The sequence below is a fragment of the Gilliamella intestini genome (genome assembly GCF_900094935.1).
GTDB lineage: Bacteria > Pseudomonadota > Gammaproteobacteria > Enterobacterales > Orbaceae > Gilliamella > Gilliamella intestini.
The window spans coordinates 47,011-66,111 of record NZ_FMBA01000008.1 but is presented as its reverse complement, the minus strand read 5'-3'; the positions used below and the strand labels follow the sequence as shown (position 1 = coordinate 66,111).

17 protein-coding genes are annotated in these 19,101 nt (G+C 33.9%); 9 read left to right on the top strand and 8 right to left on the bottom strand.

Going from position 1 to position 19,101, the window contains the following annotated elements:
• The 4 genes from purK to amtB all read left to right on the top strand — a co-directional run bounded on the left by purK (position 1) and on the right by amtB (position 4,549).
• Positions 1-1,080: a 5-(carboxyamino)imidazole ribonucleotide synthase gene (gene purK, locus GA0061080_RS03605; RefSeq protein WP_091121183.1), complete on the top strand. Its 1,080-nt coding sequence runs from the start codon at positions 1-3 to the stop codon at positions 1,078-1,080.
• A 42-nt stretch (positions 1,081-1,122) separates the two neighbouring features.
• Positions 1,123-2,610: a dGTPase gene (dgt, locus tag GA0061080_RS03600; protein ID WP_065636853.1), complete on the top strand. Its 1,488-nt coding sequence runs from the start codon at positions 1,123-1,125 to the stop codon at positions 2,608-2,610.
• Between the two features lie 298 nt (positions 2,611-2,908).
• A complete protein-coding gene (gene glnK, locus GA0061080_RS03595; protein ID WP_065636852.1) occupies positions 2,909-3,247 on the top strand; it encodes a P-II family nitrogen regulator in 339 nt (112 codons plus the stop codon).
• Positions 3,248-3,268: 21 nt separating this feature from the next.
• Positions 3,269-4,549, top strand: coding sequence for an ammonium transporter AmtB (gene amtB / locus GA0061080_RS03590; RefSeq protein WP_091121179.1), 1,281 nt, complete (start codon positions 3,269-3,271; stop codon positions 4,547-4,549).
• A 102-nt stretch (positions 4,550-4,651) separates the two neighbouring features.
• On the opposite strand, the gene GA0061080_RS03585 is transcribed toward amtB, so the two are convergent.
• The 5 genes from GA0061080_RS03585 to fdhD form a co-directional block, all read right to left on the bottom strand.
• A complete protein-coding gene (locus GA0061080_RS03585; protein ID WP_065636850.1) occupies positions 4,652-5,125 on the bottom strand; it encodes a hypothetical protein in 474 nt (157 codons plus the stop codon).
• Positions 5,126-5,660: 535 nt separating this feature from the next.
• Entirely contained in the window at positions 5,661-6,596 is a 936-nt protein-coding gene (locus GA0061080_RS03580) for an EamA family transporter (RefSeq protein WP_091121174.1), read from the bottom strand.
• A gap of 147 nt (positions 6,597-6,743) precedes the next feature.
• Positions 6,744-7,982 carry a nucleoside permease gene (locus GA0061080_RS03575; RefSeq protein ID WP_091121170.1) on the bottom strand — a complete coding sequence of 413 codons (1,239 nt, stop codon included), beginning with the start codon at positions 7,980-7,982 and terminating at the stop codon, positions 6,744-6,746.
• Between the two features lie 56 nt (positions 7,983-8,038).
• Complete coding sequence (locus GA0061080_RS03570; protein ID WP_091121167.1) at positions 8,039-8,857, bottom strand: purine-nucleoside phosphorylase; 819 nt, start codon at positions 8,855-8,857, stop codon at positions 8,039-8,041.
• A 279-nt stretch (positions 8,858-9,136) separates the two neighbouring features.
• Entirely contained in the window at positions 9,137-9,943 is an 807-nt protein-coding gene (gene fdhD, locus GA0061080_RS03565) for a formate dehydrogenase accessory sulfurtransferase FdhD (RefSeq protein WP_091121163.1), read from the bottom strand.
• A 190-nt stretch (positions 9,944-10,133) separates the two neighbouring features.
• On the opposite strand from fdhD, the gene GA0061080_RS03560 reads away from it, so the two are divergent.
• The gene (locus tag GA0061080_RS03560; RefSeq protein ID WP_091121160.1) at positions 10,134-10,664 is read left to right on the top strand and encodes a DedA family protein; all 531 of its coding nucleotides are present in this window, start codon (positions 10,134-10,136) and stop codon (positions 10,662-10,664) included.
• Here the strand turns inward: GA0061080_RS03560 and mscM are convergent.
• Together mscM and asd are read right to left on the bottom strand one after the other, a co-directional pair.
• The gene (mscM, locus tag GA0061080_RS03555; protein ID WP_167349173.1) at positions 10,661-13,273 is read right to left on the bottom strand and encodes a miniconductance mechanosensitive channel MscM; all 2,613 of its coding nucleotides are present in this window, start codon (positions 13,271-13,273) and stop codon (positions 10,661-10,663) included. The two genes, GA0061080_RS03560 and mscM, sit on opposite strands and share 4 nt — an antisense overlap.
• A 10-nt stretch (positions 13,274-13,283) precedes the next feature.
• The gene (gene asd, locus GA0061080_RS03550; protein WP_091121152.1) at positions 13,284-14,132 is read right to left on the bottom strand and encodes an archaetidylserine decarboxylase; all 849 of its coding nucleotides are present in this window, start codon (positions 14,130-14,132) and stop codon (positions 13,284-13,286) included.
• Positions 14,133-14,521: 389 nt separating this feature from the next.
• Here asd and GA0061080_RS03545 point away from each other — a divergent pair, with 389 nt between their 5' ends.
• The 4 genes from GA0061080_RS03545 to GA0061080_RS03530 all read left to right on the top strand — a co-directional run bounded on the left by GA0061080_RS03545 (position 14,522) and on the right by GA0061080_RS03530 (position 17,142).
• Positions 14,522-15,319: a DUF1266 domain-containing protein gene (locus GA0061080_RS03545; RefSeq protein WP_091121148.1), complete on the top strand. Its 798-nt coding sequence runs from the start codon at positions 14,522-14,524 to the stop codon at positions 15,317-15,319.
• Between the two features lie 409 nt (positions 15,320-15,728).
• Complete coding sequence (locus GA0061080_RS03540; RefSeq protein WP_091121145.1) at positions 15,729-16,253, top strand: hypothetical protein; 525 nt, start codon at positions 15,729-15,731, stop codon at positions 16,251-16,253.
• Between the two features lie 3 nt (positions 16,254-16,256).
• Positions 16,257-16,679: a hypothetical protein gene (locus tag GA0061080_RS03535; RefSeq protein WP_091121143.1), complete on the top strand. Its 423-nt coding sequence runs from the start codon at positions 16,257-16,259 to the stop codon at positions 16,677-16,679.
• A 274-nt stretch (positions 16,680-16,953) separates the two neighbouring features.
• Positions 16,954-17,142: a hypothetical protein gene (locus GA0061080_RS03530; protein WP_091121140.1), complete on the top strand. Its 189-nt coding sequence runs from the start codon at positions 16,954-16,956 to the stop codon at positions 17,140-17,142.
• A gap of 541 nt (positions 17,143-17,683) precedes the next feature.
• On the opposite strand, the gene GA0061080_RS03525 is transcribed toward GA0061080_RS03530, so the two are convergent.
• Positions 17,684-19,099, bottom strand: a complete 1,416-nt coding sequence (locus tag GA0061080_RS03525; RefSeq protein WP_091121137.1) for a sodium:proton antiporter — start codon at positions 19,097-19,099, stop codon at positions 17,684-17,686.
• Positions 19,100-19,101 lie beyond the last annotated feature (2 nt).

Sequence of the window (19,101 nt, the reverse complement as noted above, 5' to 3'; positions counted from 1 at the left end):
ATGAAAACTCAATCTGTTTGTGTATTAGGTAATGGTCAACTAGGGCGAATGCTTAAACAAGCGGGAGAACCGTTAGGTATTAAAGTCTATCCTGTTGGGTTAGATGCTGATCCTGTTACTATTCCATATCAACAGTCAGTAATAACGGCCGAAATTGAACGATGGTCAGATACTTCGTTTACACAAATTTTAGCTGAACATCCGCATTTTGTTAATCGAGATGTCTTTCCTATTATTGCCGACCGTTTAACGCAAAAACAGCTACTTGACGATCTAGGTTTACCGACAGCGAAATGGTTTTCGCTTGATCACCCTCAAGATTGGTCAAGGTTATTTACTGAACTTGGCGATCGATTAATTGTTAAACGTCGAACTGGTGGTTATGATGGGCGAGGTCAATGGCGTATAGCTATTAATGACCTAATTACGGTGCCAGACGATATTTATCAGAATGCAATTGTTGAGCAAGCTATCTTATTTGAAAAAGAGATGTCATTAGTGGGAGCACGTAATGCAAAAGGTGAAACGGTATTTTACCCACTTACCAACAATTTGCACCAAGATGGCATTTTAAAAATGAGTGTTGCGCTACCAAACCAATCTCCTTTATTGCAAACACAAGCCGAAAAAATGCTAGCCTCTATTATGCACAAATTAAATTATATTGGTGTAATGGCGATGGAATGCTTTATTGTGGGGGATAAATTACTAATTAACGAACTGGCTCCGCGAGTACATAATAGCGGTCACTGGACACAAAATGGTGCTTCTATAAGTCAATTTGAGCTACATCTTCGTGCAATACTTGGTTTGCCACTTCCTAAGCCCGATGTATTTGCACCATCGGTTATGGTTAACCTGATTGGAACAGAATTAAATCTTAGTTGGTTATCTATTGATTTGGTGCATCTACATTGGTATCAAAAAGAAGTAAGAATAGGGCGTAAAGTTGGGCATTTAAACTTGACTCATAACCAACCTAGTAAATTATTAAAAGCGTTAGAGGATCTAAAACCGCTATTACCTAGCAATTATCAAAATAGCATTGAGTGGGCGCAAACAAAAATTACAACAATTTAGCAATTTAAACCAATTAAGAGCGATAAAATTAGAGATAGAACTATGATCAACTTTAACCAAAAAATCAATTATCAACGCTATGCTAGCAAACAGCGTGAAGCACTATCTGATGAGTATTCAATAGTGCGTTGTTTTGAAAGTGATCGTGGGCGTATTATAAATTCAGCTGCTATTCGTCGTCTTCAACAAAAAACGCAAGTCTTTCCATTAGAACGTAACTCAGTGGTCAGAACACGGCTTACTCATTCTATGGAAGTGCAACAAGTAGGTCGTTACATTGTTAAAGAAATTATCAACCGCCTTGGTAAAATAGGAAAATTAAAAAAATACGGGCTTGATAATTGCGTAATGGCGATTGAAAGTCTTGTTGAAATGGCTTGCTTAATGCACGATATAGGCAATCCACCGTTTGGTCATTTTGGTGAAGCAGCTATTAATCAATGGTTTAATTTACGATTAGGGCTTGAAAACGACACCATTTATCCTGCGTTAAAAATACACATTAATGATGATGATGAAATTAAAAAACTTAAAACTAAAATCCGTCAAGATTTAGCAAATTTTGAAGGTAATGCTCAAGCAATTCGTTTAGTTCATTCCATATTACGCCTTAATTTAACTTATTCACAAATTGCCTCAATTCTTAAATATTCTAAACCTGCTTATTGGTCTAAACTGATACCACCTGAATTTTCTTATTTAATGAAAAAACCAGGTTATTATTTATCAGAAGAGCCATTTGTAAAAGCGTTATCTAAACAACTTGATATCAAACAGTTTCATCGTTACCCGTTAACCTATATTATGGAGGCCGCTGATGATATCTCATATTGTATTGCTGATCTTGAAGATGCCGTTGAGAAGAAGATTTTAACTGTAAAACAGCTTTACACCTATCTAGCCGATGCATGGGGACCTTTTAAAAAAGGTGATTTGTTTGATCTTGTTGTCAACCGCCCTTACGAAAATTTAAAACAGAATGAATTTAATGCTATTGGTATTGACCAATTTTTTATGTATTTACGAGTCAACGCTATTAGCAAACTGGTGCCACATGCCGCTGAACGTTTTATTGAAAATATAGAAGCAATTTATCATGGTTCGTTTAACCATGCCTTACTTGAAGATCATAGTACAGAATATAAATTGCTTAATATTTTTAAAACAGTTGGCTTTGAACATGTGTTTAATCATGAATCGGTCGAAAATATTGAACTGCAAGGATATCGAATTATTAGTGGATTGCTTGATATTTATAGTCCGTTGCTTGCTATGCCGACAGATGATTTTTTAAAATTAGTTGATAACGAATATCACAAGCACTATCCCATTGAAACACGCTTATATCATAAATTATCTTCAAAACATTGTGCAGCTTATAAGCAAGCAATTAGTAAATTAAATTCAAACGAAGCGAATTTTGCTTGTATGGAATTTTACTATCGATGTCGCTTATTACAAGATTATATTAGTGGTATGACAGACCATTTTGCTTACGATGAATATCGTAAGTTAATGGTAACGTTCTAATCCTTACTATGTATTAAGTTATCATAATTACTCGGCACCAATAATACACACACGGCACCATATGAGTGCATAGTGCAATAAAAATATATCAAAGTATATTTTTGCTTGTTTATGCATTTAATAGCTTAAGCTAAGTCACTAAGCACTAGGCCTAAGCTATTAAACCTGCGTTTTATAACGGCTACCTTTTCTATTTGTTAGTAATTCTACTTAAATTACTCAATTTTATTCAATTCCTCAATTTTGGCACGCTCTTTGCATAATTGATTTTGTATCTCATATTTATTAGGAGTAATTAATGAAATTAGTCACTGTAGTTATAAAACCTTTCAAATTAGAAGAAGTTCGAGAAGCATTATCTAATATAGGCATCACAGGATTAACTGTTACTGAAGTCAAAGGTTTTGGTCGACAAAAAGGTCATGCTGAGTTATATCGAGGTGCTGAATATAATGTTAATTTTTTGCCTAAAGTTAAAATAGATTTAGCTATTAGTGATGAGCAGATTGATGAAGTCATTAACATCATAACCAAAGCTGCATACACAGGTAAAATTGGTGATGGCAAAATTTTTGTTACTTCACTTGAGCATGTCGTGCGTATACGCACAGGTGAAACTGACGAATCGGCGTTATAAATTATTGTTAAGGATATCATTATGTTGAAAAAAATCATTTTTTCTTTAATTATTTTATTCTCAAGTTCCGTTTTTGCAGATGAAAGCGCCATCGTTGATAAAGCTGATAACGGATTTATGATGATCTGTACCGCCTTAGTTCTTTTTATGTCTGTTCCTGGAATTGCTTTATTTTATGGTGGATTATTACGTTCTAAAAACGTGTTATCGATGTTATCTCAAGTGCTTGTTATCTTTTCGCTTATTGCTGTATTGTGGATTACTTATGGTTATTCACTCTCTTTTGGTGAAGGGAATTGGTTTTATGGCAATTTTAACCATTTTTTATTAACGGGTATTGGTATTACAGATGTTTCGGGATCAATTTATGAATTTATTTGGGTCGCATTTCAAGGATCATTTGCTTGCATTACCTGTTGTTTAATTCCAGGCGCTTTTGCTGAACGAATTCGATTTTCAGCTGTATTAATCTTTATGGTGTTATGGTTTACATTTTCATATATTCCTATGGCTCACATGGTATGGGGTGGCGGTATCTTAGCTGATGAAGGTGCGCTTGACTTTGCTGGCGGTACGGTTGTGCATATTAACGCTGCGATTGCAGGAATAATAGGTGCATATTTGATTAAAAACCGTATTGGTTATAACCGCGAACCTCTCAAACCATTTAACTTACCTTATGTTTATCTTGGTGCGGCAATCCTTTATATTGGTTGGTTTGGTTTTAATGCCGGCTCATCAACTCATGCTGACGAAATTGCAGGTTTAGCTTTTATTAACACAGTTGCTGCAACAGCCGCTGCAGTTCTGGCATGGACCTTAGCTGAATGGCTTTTACGAGGCAAGCCATCATGCCTTGGTTCAGTATCTGGAGTGATAGCAGGATTAGTTGGCGTAACACCCGCAGCGGGCCTTGTTGGTGTTGGTGGTGCTATGTTAATTGGTCTTATTTGTGGTTTTGCTGGAGTATGGGGAGTATCAACACTTAAGAGAATTCTAAAAGTTGATGATACCTGTGATGTATTTGGAGTACATGGCGTATGTGGTATTGTCGGCTGTATATTAACAGGTATCTTCGCATCAGAATCTTTTGGTGGAGTTGGTTATGCAGAAGGTATCACAATGATAAGCCAAGTTGGAATTCAAGTAATGAGTGTCATTACTTGCGTAATTTGGACAGCTGTAGTGGCCTTTATTGCTTATAAAATTGCAGATATCTGTGTTGGATTAAGGGTGTCTGAAGAGCATGAACGAGAAGGGCTAGACATCAATAGCCATGGTGAAAGCGCTTTTAATAGTTAACTATATAATGTCTGGTAAAAATAATTTACAGGGAGCAATCCCTGTAAATTATGGCTTTTATTAATTATTGTTCTTTCATTAATTATTGTTAAAAATGTCTTTTTAATCATCCCAAAGCATAATGGCATTATCTTCAGTTAAGATTAAAGGCGGAGCAAACAGGTGCTCTTTTACTCTAGTTGGTAAAACTTGCATATCATTAAAATTAAATTGTAATTCAGGATAAACATTAGCAATTTCTTTTATCCGACTATTTAATAATTCCTTTACTTTGTTTGACTCTTTAGCAATGGCGATATCATCTTTTAGCATGCCAATTTGTTTTTTATGATGCTCTGACTCAAATATTTCACTAAAAATAAAAGAAAATCCTTTTTTATTGGCTTTGTTAATATCGTGATATTCCCTGTATTCTGAATGATGTAATTTAAGCTCTTTAACGCGTAAGGCAATAATCTCATCGATATGATCTGTATAATAATTTAATGTAGGATCTAAATAAGCCAGTGTTCTGTGTTCTGGTATTGCATCATTGCTATGTACTAAAGTAAATAACGGTTTTTTATATGTCTTCATTCTGCAATTTCCTTTTTAATTAGAATAAAAAGATAATAAAATCCTAAATAATAAATATCACTTTTTATATAAAATGTTTTAAGTTAACATAATGCTTAAATATAAAAAATAAACAATAAATTAAATGTTTAATGATTTATATATTAGATATTTAAAGTAATGAATTTAAATTTCAAAGTATGAAAGCTTAAAAAATAAAACATTAAAAGAACAGCTACTATCGCTACTATCAGGAAAAACGGTTTAGGTTTTAATATAAATAATATTATTTATACACAAACCTGCTTTAAAGGTTAACTACGGAATATTATTAATACTGTTTTACAATAACTACTTCGATAAGACATATTTAATTTTAAAAAGTTCAATAATATTGCTAAATTTAATTTTTTCTTAGAAAATTTTTCTTAAAATTTTACAGATAAATATGTAATAAAGAAAGCGAACAAATCTACCATAATAATGTTTATTATGTTTGACTATTAAAGCTATTAAATTAAAAAGCCGGGCTTTTTCCCGGCCTAATAATTTAAAATTAATCAATTTTTTTGATATGCTTTAAGTTAGGTAAAGCAATAGCCAATAAAATAATACCTACCCCAATCCATTGATTAAAATGGACTGACTCTTGCAAATAAAAATAGGAACAAGTGACTGCAACAGGCAGTTCAGCTGCAGATAAAATCGCACTTAATGAAATACCAATTCTTGGAATTCCTACTGAAAATAAAAAAGGTGGTAGTACAGTTCCAAGTAGTGCCAATAAAAAACCTAATTGATATAACTTATCGCTAATATTAAGTTTGAAAAAAAATAAAGGTGGAAAAATTAAAAACGTAATAATACATGCCCCAGTAATCATTAACGCACTTTTTTCAAGTTTAGGTAACTCATTACCAATATTGCTGCTAGTGCTAATAAAAAGTGAATACATTAATGCTGCTAAAAAACCAAAAAAGCAACCGGTCAAATTTAAGCTAATATCTTGATTAAAAATACCTGCTGCTAAACTACTACCTACAATAATGACAATAATCGCTATTAGCTGAATTATGCTTGGCTTGTTTTTAAAAATAACAAAATCGATAATCACGCTGATCCACAAATATTGCATTAATAAAATAATGGCAATTGAGGCAGGAACTAGTTGCACACATTGGTAATAACAGATACCAACCAATCCAGGAAAAATACCAACAGCACAAACTTTCCATTTTTTAGAGGATTGCTTTTTTATTGTGGTTGAAGTCGCCATTGATGTGTCAACTGATGTTGATAGTTTTCGATTGTGTATTTTTTTTACAATAAAGTAAATGCTCCACAACATTAACATCCCTAAAAAACATTGTACTCCAGTAACTTCACCGAGCGAATAGCCTGCCTTATAGGCTGTTTTCACAATAGAAGAGAGCACACCAAAGCTACATGCTCCTAAAAAAACCAGAAAACCGCCTAAAAATTTATATTGCATATTTAAATCTCATCAAACTAAAAAAATTGTCCAAAATTATGGAAATAAAAAACAATAAAAGCCCTTAGGGGGGTAATACCCCTTATGGCTTTTTATAAATTAAAATGACAAATAATATTTTAAATATTCATTAATATGAATAAATAGTTATACATCAGATCGGTCTTTAGTATGTTCATAATTAAATGAACAATAAAAAACAATACCAAGTACAAGCGCATAAGATGCAAAAATTAGCCAAATTGTTTGCCAATCTTTAATGCCATTATGTGTACACATGTCAACGATAAAACCGCTTAAAATCGAGCCAAAATAAGCACCAATACCATTTACCATTGTCATAAATAGTCCTTGAGCGCTGGCTCGAATATTTGAGCTAACTTCTTTTTCAATAAAAATAGAGCCAGAAATATTAAAAAAGTCAAACGCACAGCCATAGACGATCATTGAAAGCATTAACAAAACAAAGCCAAAAGGAGTTGGATCGCCAAACGCAAATAAACCAAATCTAAGCGTCCAAGCAATTATGCTTATCATTATGACTTTTTTGATGCCAAATTTTTTGAGAAAAAATGGGATAGTCAAAATAAATGCGACTTCAGCCATTTGTGAAAATGACAATAAAATAGCTGGGTACTGAACAACTAGGCTTTCTTTAAATTCAGGTATTTTATCAAAGTCATGTAAAAATGCCCCACCAAAGGTATTGGTGATTTGTAATATTGCCCCAAGTAACATAGCAAAAAGGAAAAATACCGCCATTACTGGGTTTTTGAATAACACAAAGGCATCTAACCCTAAATGAGAAACCCAAGACTGTTTTTTACTTTTTGATACAGTAATATTAGGCAATGTTGTGCTATAAATTACAAGTACAACAGATGCAACACTAGCAATATAGAGTTGAGTATTACTTAATTCGAATTTACATAAACTAACGGTCCACATCGCAATGATAAAACCGACGGTGCCAAATACGCGTATTTTGGGAAATAGAGTGACAGTATCTAAATTATCTTTGTCTAAACAGTGATAACTAATTGAGTTTGATAATGCAATAGTTGGCATAAATGCTAACGCATTGACTAACATAACCCAAAATAAAATAGCTGAATTATTAATTGATGCAGCATAAAAAAGTGCAATGGCACAAACAGAGTGACAAAACATATAAAGATATTTAGCTTGCAAAAATTTATCAGCAATGATACCAATAATAAATGGCGTAATTAAAGAGGCTAAACCTTTAGTACTAAAAATCATAGATACTTCAACACCAGAAAAGTGTAATGTATTAAATAGATAAGCACCAAATGTGGTTAGCCAACTTCCCCAAATAAAATATTGGAGAAACATCATTAATTCTAATCTATTTTTTATGCCCATTATTTGTTCCTAAAATAAAGTAAACTTTTTATAGAACCACAAATAAAAAGTATTGGTTAAAAACGCTCAATCGTTTTAGTAATAAGTTGTAAAAAAGTTGATTTAACTCGTTCGGCTGTTTCAATCACTTCTTCGTGTCCTAGAGGTTGATCTAAAATTCCACAAGCCATATTAGTTAGACATGAAATTCCGATAGTTTTAATACCAGAGTGATGTGCGATAATTGCTTCAGGCACGGTTGACATACCAACAGCATCAGCACCTAAAACGCGGATCATTCTAATTTCAGCAGGAGTTTCATATGTAGGGCCAGTCCACCACGCATAGACACCTTGTTGTAAAGTTACATTTAGTTCTTTTGCTACATCTACAACAATTGAGCGTAATTGTTTATTGTAAACTTCACTTACGTCTAAAAAACGGACTCCCAATTCTGGATTATTTGGTCCCATTAATGGATTGTTGGCGGTTAAATTGATGTGATCGGTGATAAGCATTAAATCACCTGGTTTGAATCCAGTATTTACTGCACCACAAGCATTGGTAATAATCAGTTTTTCAACGCCAAGCATTTTCATGACACGCACAGGAAAGGTAACTTGATCTAAAGTAAATCCTTCGTAGTAGTGAAAACGTCCTTTCATCGCAACAATGGTTTTATTGCTACTTTTTCCTATTACTAATTCATTAGCATGACCAACAGCCGCTGATTTGGCAAAATGAGGGATATTGTCGTAACTGATATGCACAGCATCTTCAAGAGTGTCGGCAAAAGGACCTAAACCTGAACCCAAAATAATCCCAATTGTTGGTTTTTTGTCTGTTTGTTGTTGAATATAGTTAACGGCTTGTTGAATGTCTGATATTTGATGCATGATAGTACCCTTTTAAAAATTAGATGCTAAGATGAAACTAGATAATAAAAAATAATAACCAGTTGCTTAATTTTATTGAGCAATGGTTTATAAAATAATTAAAAAACAAAGCAATTGCTGTTTTTCGCATATATTATGATGATATTTGTCCAATAATGAAAGGTGTGAATTGCGATATCTTAGAGTGAACTAAATAAAAAATTGTTTTTTATTTATTATTCAATTTGTTATATTTAAAATTAATTTATTTTCCCAAATTATTCAAAACAAGAATAGTGATTAAACTAAACGATCATCACCAGAATAAATAACGCTGTTATTTCCTCTAAAGAATCCAACCAAAGTTAAATTACACTGTTTAGCCAAATCAACCGCCATTGAAGTTGCGGCCGAAACAGCTAATAAAAATTCCACGCCACAATTAGCTGTTTTTTGCACCATCTCGTAGCTAGCGCGGCTTGATACTAACACTACACCATGTTGATAATTGGGATGATTAGATAATTGTATGGCTCTAAATCCAAGTAATTTATCTAAAGCTACATGTCGACCGATATCTTCAAATCCAGCGATAAATTTTCCTTGTAAATCGAGCCATACCGCTGCGTGAGTGCATCCAGTTTGATTACCAACATGTTGAACTTGCGATAAATCATTTAGGCTATTGCTAAAATCAGCTAAATTAATTTGGTTCATTAGTGGCAAAGCAGGAATGGTTTGGCAGACTTGGTCTATCTGCTCACTACCACAAATACCGCAGCCTGTGCGTCCAGTTAAATTACGACGCTTTTCTTTTAGCTCACTAAAACGCCGTGATGAAAGTTCAATTTGTACTTCTATGCCTTTTGGGTTTTCAATAATATCAATACCATAAATATCAGTAACTGACTGAATAATATTTTCAGTTAACGAAAACCCAACTGCAAAATAATGCAAATCTTTTGGTGTTGCCATCATCACAACATGCGAAATTCCGTTATAAATTAAAGCAACAGGCTTTTCAACAGCTAGTTTATCAAGCTGAGGAACTTTAAATTCGCCGTTTTTAAATTTCCGTACTAGGATTGATTCAATGCCAACTGTCATGATTTGTCTCTTATTAATTGGAGTATTTTTATTAGGACTACGATAAACATAATCTTAAACGTTAATAAAACTAAAAAAATGTTAACACCTTGTAATGTTCTATCAATAAGTACCGTGCTGAGTCCTAAACGATTAGTATTATGGTAAAATAGCACGCCATAATCAATTAATAATTTACACACATAAACTTATGTCGCTACACGAAATCACAATAGCAATTATGCAATTTATTGAGCATCATCAAGTTTGGGCATTACCAATTATATTTCTATTGGCATTTGGCGAATCTTTGGCTGTTATTTCACTTTTAGTTCCTGCAACGGCGATTTTATTCGGTGTGGGAGCTTTGATAGGTAGCGGAGCGATATCATTTGTACCAGTGTTAATTACTGCTTCAGTGGGGGCTATTTTGGGGGATTTAGTCTCTTACTGGTTGGGTAAACACTATCACCAACAAGTTATTGCTTCATGGCCACTTAATAAGCACCCTAAATTAGTTTATCGTGCCGAGCAATTCTTTCAGCGTTATGGAACGTTAGGAGTATTTATAGGTCGATTTTTTGGACCATTACGAGCCATAGTACCTTTAATTGCTGGCACAATGCATATGCCAACCACCAAATTTAATCTAGCAAACATTGCTTCAGCGCCAGTTTGGGCTTTTGTATTGCTTGCGCCAGGAGCATTTGGTGTGCCTTGGTTAGAAACTCTTTTGGGTTAAAGCGTGCCAATGGTATAACTACGACGCCCACTCTTGCGACCTAAAGCTTCTAAATTGGTTTGCAATGGTGGGAATGGTAGTGTTAAATGATGCTTGCGATAAGCTTCAAGTATTAGTTTATGTATAGCGCTTCGTAGCAACATTCGGTGCCCCATTTCAGCAGCAAAAACACGTAATTCAAATAATTGAATTCCTTCTTGAATATCCACTAAAAATACTTGCGGTTCAGGATCATTAAGCACATATTCGCATTCATCTGACGCTTGTTGTAAAAGCTTGATAACTAAATCACTATCAGCATCAATAGTTGCAGGAATGGTTAATACAATTCGAGTGATCGAATCAGATAACGACCAATTCACCAATTGTTCAGTAATAAAGGCTTTATTGGGCATTACAATTTCTTTACGATCCCAATCAACAATGGTAATAGCTCGAGTATTAATTTTGGTGATGTTGCCAGTTAAATCACGAATTGTCACGGTATCACCAATGCGCACTGGTCTTTCAAATAAAATAATTAAACCAGAAATAAAATTCGCAAAAATTTCTTGTAAGCCAAATCCTAATCCCACACCTAGTGCAGCAATTAGCCATTGAATTTTTGACCAGTCGATACCAATAAATGAAAATGCAATCATACAACCAATCATCAAAATAATGTATTTTGAAACCGTTGAAATTGCATAACCTGTTCCAGGGGCTAAATCTAAATGTTGTAAAATACCTAGTTCTAATAAAGCAGGTAGATTTTTAACCAACTGGACGGTAATTGTCATCACTAAAATAGCAATACATACCGCACCAAGAGTAATATATTGCTCAATTTCAGTACCATTGACAATAACACTGGTTCCCCACAGTTTAATATTATTCATAAATGCAAAAGCTGAATGTAACTCGGACCAGAGTAAAATCATACTGATGAGTGCAATCATCATAATTATTGATCTGACTAAATGTAAAGATTGAGCGCTGATAGCATCTAAATCAATAACAGGCTCATCGACATTTTCATTCAGTGAATTAGAATCGTCTTCATGCGATTTAGCACGTTGTATACGCTCTAGACGGCGTTGTTTTGTGCGTTCAAATTCAATACGACGCTTTTGGATCCACATCCAACGGCGAATCATAAAATAAACGACTAACAGGGCAAACCAAATGATAACTGATGCCTCAAGGCGTCCTAGTAATACTTGGGCTGTTGATAAATAACCTAAACAAGCAGCAATAATGGCTAGCCATGGTGCACTTAATAAAATAAACCACAAGATGTGACTTAATAAATTATCACCTGATCCTTTTTTATCGATATAAAGTGGAACGCCAGCACGATGGATCGAATTAGTCATAAATACAAGTGCAAAGCAAAGAAAAATAAACGCAGTACGACCAATGGTGGCTGCAAATTGACGATTATTATATTCGTCAAAACTCATTACAATCATTGCCAAAGGAATTACAAGCCAAATTGAAAGACGATAATATTTCATTGCTGATCGCACACTACCTTCTGACCAACCAAAATGGGTAATAAAAAGCCCATTAGATGATGCAAAATGAGCTGAAATAATGAATACCCATAAAATTGGCGCGGCTGCATTCACACCATAACCTAAAGCAAATGCGACAGGATAATCGGAATTAATCTGTAAAGCATAACCAAACACAGCCCACAAAATTGGTATAGGTAATGCCATAATTAATGAAAATATAATTACTTTTAAAGTTAAAGAATAACTATCTTGCGTTACTTTACCCACACGGCTAGCTGATTTAATTAAAAAGGTATTATATTTAGTGCGCATCTTAAAATGTGCAAAAACAAACATTAACGATAAAATGATTAAAAACAGCGGTTTGGGTGCGCTTAATACTTCAATGCTAGCATTATAAAGCTGTGAAAGAGTATCGATCGAAAAAATCACATAAACAACATCTTTAGTTAAATCGATCGGATAACTCAATGATATAGGATTTACATTTGCTACCCAAAAAAAGTATCTATGAGCCGCATCGTTTACTTCGTCAATTGCATTGGTTAATTGTTTATTGGCAATTTTTAGTTTGGTCAATTCTAAAATAGTGGTATCTGTTCCTGAAATAAGCGTTTTAAGCAATTCAGTTTGTTCACGCAACAAGCGACGATATTGCGTTGCATCTTTAACGCTATTAAGTGGGCTTGTTAATGTTGGGTAATCATCTAAAGAAGTTAAAATATTACTATAATTAAGTTGCTGAGCTTTTGCTTCGGCAATTTCGGCATCAAGTGCTTGTGATTTTGGTTTTTCGGGTAAGCGCAATAATTGCTGACGTAGGGTTTCGCCCAATGTGGTCGAAAAGCTCAACCACTCGCCTTGCTCAGAAAGCGTTGCCAATGTATTTTGTACATGAGAAATCTGAGTGGTGATATTGTTTTGTTCATTAACAATATTAGTTAAATGATTCTTTTGCAGATCCATATTTTGGCGAAGCTCATCATTTTTATCACTTAACTGATGAACAACTTGTGAAAGATCATCTTCATTATTAATGATTGGTGCAGACTCTTCAGCAAAAGCTAATGAAGAAAACAACACAGCGACAAAACAAAAAACACCACGCATCCACATAACGTTATATCCTATCTGCTAATTTTTGACCTACGCGAGCAATATTACCCACTTTAAGGTGACGATCAAACTCAATTGCATTTGATGCAAATAAAGTAATTACGGTTGAACCCAGTTTAAAGCAGCCCATATCTTGCCCTTTAGTTAATTTTATTTCGTTGCCATAAGTCCAGCGTTTCATAACGCCTTCCCGTGGTGGGGTGATGATACCTTCCCATGGAACTTCAATACTTCCCACAATGGTTGCGCCCACTAAAATTTGAGCCATTGGGCCAAATTCAGTTTCAAATAAACAAATTACACGCTCATTACGAGCAAAGATATTAGGTATGCTTTCGGTTGTGGCTTTATTGACTGAAAATAACGAGCCGGGAACATAAATCATCTCGCGCAAAACACCATCACAAGGCATATGAAAACGGTGATAGTTTTTAGGTGACAAATAAGTGGTTACATAAGAGCCATTTTTAAAAAACTTAATCATCTCAGGATGACAAGCAAGTAATGATTCTAAAGAATAAAAATGTCCTTTAGCTTGTAACAACTGCGTATCTTGAACAGTACCAAACTGACTGATGATTCCATCGGCAGGCATTACAACGACATTATCGGCAACATCAACAGGGCGCGCATCCTCATTTAATTCGCGAGCAAAAAAGTCATTAAAGGTTTTAAACTCTTTTACATCACTAATTTTTGCTTCACTCAAATCCACTTTATACACTTTACAAAAAAACATAATCATCCATGTGGTCACTTTTCCAAACTGTTTTTTTGCCAGCCAACCAAAAATAATGGTTAATGCCTGTTTAGGTAGAAGATACTGAACAATTGCTTTTAATTGATTTAACATATATCACTCTCAAAATTATGGTACAAACGTTGCATTATACCAAGTTTTATATACAAAGTGTAAAATCAACACAAATCTATCATTTGTGCGTTTAATTACATATGCTTTTAAAATTTTGCTAATTTTACTTAATAACGGCAATCGCTTAAGCTATGCTTACCCTAGCCGTTGGTGACAATTACAATTTCTTTAAAGTTATAATATTTGTATCATGGTGAACCTTACTTTTTTTAAGCCACTTCGTTTAAAAAATCATTGATATCTAAATAAACACTAAACAACTTAATCTTTACAAAATAAAAATCCCAAAATTTTATCTTGTTGTAAATTATTATTTATGCTATTTTTTATCATTTTAATTGATTTATATCAAAAAATAAGGTGCTTATATGGAATTTTTACTTATTATTTTGCTACTTTGTGGGTCATTACTTATACGATACAATAGAGAAGTTTTGCTTCTCATTAAAATTTTAAGACACAAACCTTTTTCTCAAAATTTGAAAAAAAACGAACAACTGACAATTGAACAGCAAAATGCACTATCAGCCGGACTTATTATTGCTGAACAACATATGTTTTGTTGGGATAGCTTAGAAAGCGATGCTAGAAACTCCGGTAAAAGAGAACAGAAATATCGCTTGCGCACCGCTTGGGGTGTTTTTTCTTCAGAAAGTGCTACTGAATGTTTATCCTCTTTTGGAACACTTCACAAACTTATTGATGTGGCAATTGACATTTACCTTAACGTTCCTAAAGAACAGTGGCAAAGTTGTATTAATGAGCAAGTTCCAGAGGGTTACCGTGAGATTATTATGAGCTATTGCGCAAGCTTAGATCAAGCATCTTCATTGTTAATTGAAAACAAAGTAGCCGAAAACCAAGACGAATTGCATCAAATCTTACTTCGAGGCTCTATCGCATGGGATTTAGGTCGTCTTGTTTATATAGCCAGAGCAAGTTATGTGGCGGGCTATATCGATAAAGATCAAGCATGGCAATCGATTAACTCAGTTTTACCAACAGTAAAACAATATTTTGCCAACTGGAAAGAGTTCGGTCAAAGTTATATGCTAGGTCGTGCAGTGAGTCAGCCTGATGATGCCAATTATGGGTTATTTGATATTTACACACAATGTACCACTTCTGAAGAAAGTCCATGGCTGAAATACCCGTTAAATAATTAATTTAGTGCTTGTAACAATGTAAATTGTCACAAGCACTTAAACAAAAACATCCAATCTGTAGGAAAACCCGGGGTTATTTACACGTCATAATTAAAATAATTCTCTAAAAACTCATAAGGCGTTTTTCCTACAGTTAAGTTTATAAATTATTGTTTATCATTTTAATTAATGTAGTATTTTCAAACATTTGTTTATTAATTGACGTTTTTCAATTGCTTGATCTTTATAATTATAATGAATTATTTCCCCTTTATTTTTGAGGTAATTAAAGCTAAATTTATAAAAATTAGTTTGATAAGAAATTAATTTTTCATAAAAAACAACATCCATTATGAGATTGAGCTATTAATACTTTATTTCATATAACACCTTTGGGTTAATAATATTTATTAGACAATTGTTTAGAATAATGGTAAATGGATTTTTGGGGATCATAGAGAAAATAAGAGTAACTTATGTAAACATCGCCTATGAAGATCATGTCAATACATTAGTGGCTAAAATTTGTAAACCATACTTAAAAATAAAGAAATTTCGTAAATATACGGTAGAAGAGATGGAAAATTTAGCCGAAAATTTTATTAATGATTTAGATGATTTAAGTCAGGCACTATTTCGAGAGCTTATTTTGTTTAATTGGCACTCACCTCCGACGGTTTTGATTATAAACCTGGCGGCATCGGCTGCTGCAGGCAAAAGAACCTGCCCGATAAAAGAGCTTTTTAAACAAGCCGACCCAAGCCTAAAATCGATGAATGTTCGCGAACTGATGCTTGCCATATATTCCAACAGCCAAAAGGCAGACGAAATCAGAACTAAATTACAAGATAAAAAATGCATGGCCGGAAGCATACAACATGCCGGCGTGATAACAAACAACCACCGAAACTATTTTATCGAAAGAAAAAACTTACAACCCTTTACATTTAAATAAAACATGGAAAATTATTATTTTATACGAAGAAAATCAGATCAGGCATATCCGCTTATTAAAGAAGTAGGATATGAACCAGAAAACGACGACAGAAACGCAACATTAGTCTATTTAGAATTTAATGATCCGATCCCGCGAAGACCCGTAATGGCAGATTTTTTATCCGGCCCGGAAATTTATATAACCGATAAGATCGTTGAGGTGATTAAAACCTTTTCATCCAAAGTGGTGAGATTTATCGACACAGAACTCATCACTCCTAAAGGCGATCTGATTGAGGATTATTTTTGTTTAAAAACAGAACATAGATACCATGCGATGGATAAAGAAAAATCGGAATTTAAAAAAACCAGAAGAGTATATTTAATTAAAAAACTCGTTTTAGATAGAAAGGTATTAAGCAGATTCCGTTGGAAGAACGATTAATTTTTGTGTTAAGAGAATCTCCTTCAAAAAAACTATTCCATGAAAGCGTCGCGAAAGCCATCATGGCGGTAAACCCTACCGGTATGGTGTTTATTAATATAGAAACCGGTGGCAAACCGTTGTAGTAAGAGATTATGTTAGACCATGACAATATACGAACTTAGTATAGACGCGATAATGCCACAAGCTTAGACTTTCCCATACAAGAGGAGCAGGAACAATTCCTGCTCCTTGCTGAAGAAAAAATCACCAATAACCTATCGGTAAAAGCACAGTGGCAAGAATTTTTAGTATTAAAAAAGAGCCTAAAATAGATATGGATTTTAATGATATAAATGATATTGGCGTTCATATCATTAGCCCACGTGCCTATGAGCTACTCCAACCTTTATTCGATGATTCGGCCGAAGTGTTACCTTTAAAAAGTGATGACGGTACTTATTTTCTGCTCAACATCATTTAAACTATCGATTGCCTGGATAAAGAAAACTCAGTATGTAGAGATTTACCATTTGGTGTTTAAAATCATCATTAAATGTTCGTCTTTTGCGTTTAATCTGATTCATATTTGATCCTTTTTAGTTGTGATTAATTTACCTTGCCCCTTAAAAAAGTTGTATGAATTAGTGTAGCCGCTCCAGTTTATATCTTTTTAATAACCTAGAGCAAGCTAGGAGAATGGCTAACCATTTATAATACAGAAAGACTACATGAGGCATTAAATAATATGACGCTCATTGAATTTAAAATACAAAACAGGCAACGTTATTTTCTATGTGGTTTTGTACTAAAAATGGGGTATTTACAAACCATGATATATCCCCATAATACCAACTTTATGGGGAAAATAGTGACTTTGTCTATTAACGTCAATTACAAGCTATTTTAAATCAATTGTACTTAAATAGCCGTTGACGAATATAACACAGCAAGGCCCTCATTAAATAAGGCCTTGCTTTAAGCTTATTATTTTAATGGCTTGGCTAATCATGTATTTTTTCCGCTTATGCCAATTCATTAAAAAATAATAAATGATTAATAATAAACAGCGGTATTAAGATAGTGACAGACCATTTCATATAACCAAAAAAACTTGGCATGTTGATTTTGTGTTGAGTTGCAATGCATTTAATCATAACGTTGGGAGCGTTACCAATATAACTTAATGCCCCCATAAATACTGACCCCATTGATATGGCGAGTAATGTTTTTGCCATTGTTATCATTAAGATATTGGCATCACCTGAAGCCAAATTAAAAAATACCAAATAAGTTGGCGCATTATCTAAAAATCCTGATAATAATCCCGATAACCAAAAATATCGGCCATTAATGGGATTACCTTGTTCTGAAGTCACAAAAGATACCAAAGGAGCTAAGGCACCATTGCTACCTGCTCGTAATATCGCGATAACTGGGACTATCGTAATGAAAATACCAATAAATAGCTTAGCAACTTCGATTATGGCATCCCAATTAAATTCGTTACCTGCTCGCACTTGTTTTGGGGTGATTACTATTGATATCAGGCTGATTAGCATAAACATTCCATCACGAACTAAATTTTGTAACGCAATATTTACCCCTAAAAAGCTAAAACTTACCGATGATTGCCAAATACCCGACAGCAACACACCTATGACAATGGCGATCAATAAAATAATATTAAACTTGCCATAAACCTTAACTGGGTGTGGTTTTGACATTAGAATGTTGGCCTGTATTTTTCCATATTGTTGGCGGAAATAATAGTTATCAATCACATAATAAATGGCTAATAACAATATAGCGTTTAGTAATACGGGTAATAGCATATGCCTTACTGTCCAAGTAAAATTAACTCCTTTTAAAAAGCCAATAAAGAGCGGTGGATCGCCTAATGGTGTTAATCCGCCACCTATGTTAGCCACTAAAAAAATGAAAAAGATAATAGTGTGCGTGGCGTGTTGGCGTTGGCGATTGGCCCTAATTAAAGGACGAATCATCAACATTGCTGCACCCGTTGTACCCATAATTGAGGCCAGTAAGGTGCCTATAGCTAATAAACCAACGTTTAATTTAGGTGTACTAATAACTTCACTTTTAATCAAAATTCCACCCGAAACGGTAAAAAGCGCCAGCAATAATAAAATAAAAGGAATATATTCAACAATAATGGCATGTACGGTTAAGTCGATAGTCGGTTGTAGACCAAAGAAGTAAAACGTAAAAAATAAAAACAGTAAGGTCCAAATAGCAATGATTTTTCCGTAGTGATAATGCCAAAGTCGCGATAAAAAAAGCGGCATTAATGCAATGGATAATAAAATTCCGATGAATGGAATTGAAAAATAAAGCGATAAATCATGGCCATTTAAACCAGTAGCAAAAGTCCCAGATGAAAAGAGAGATAAGGTAATAAAAGTAAAAAATGTTTTCATAT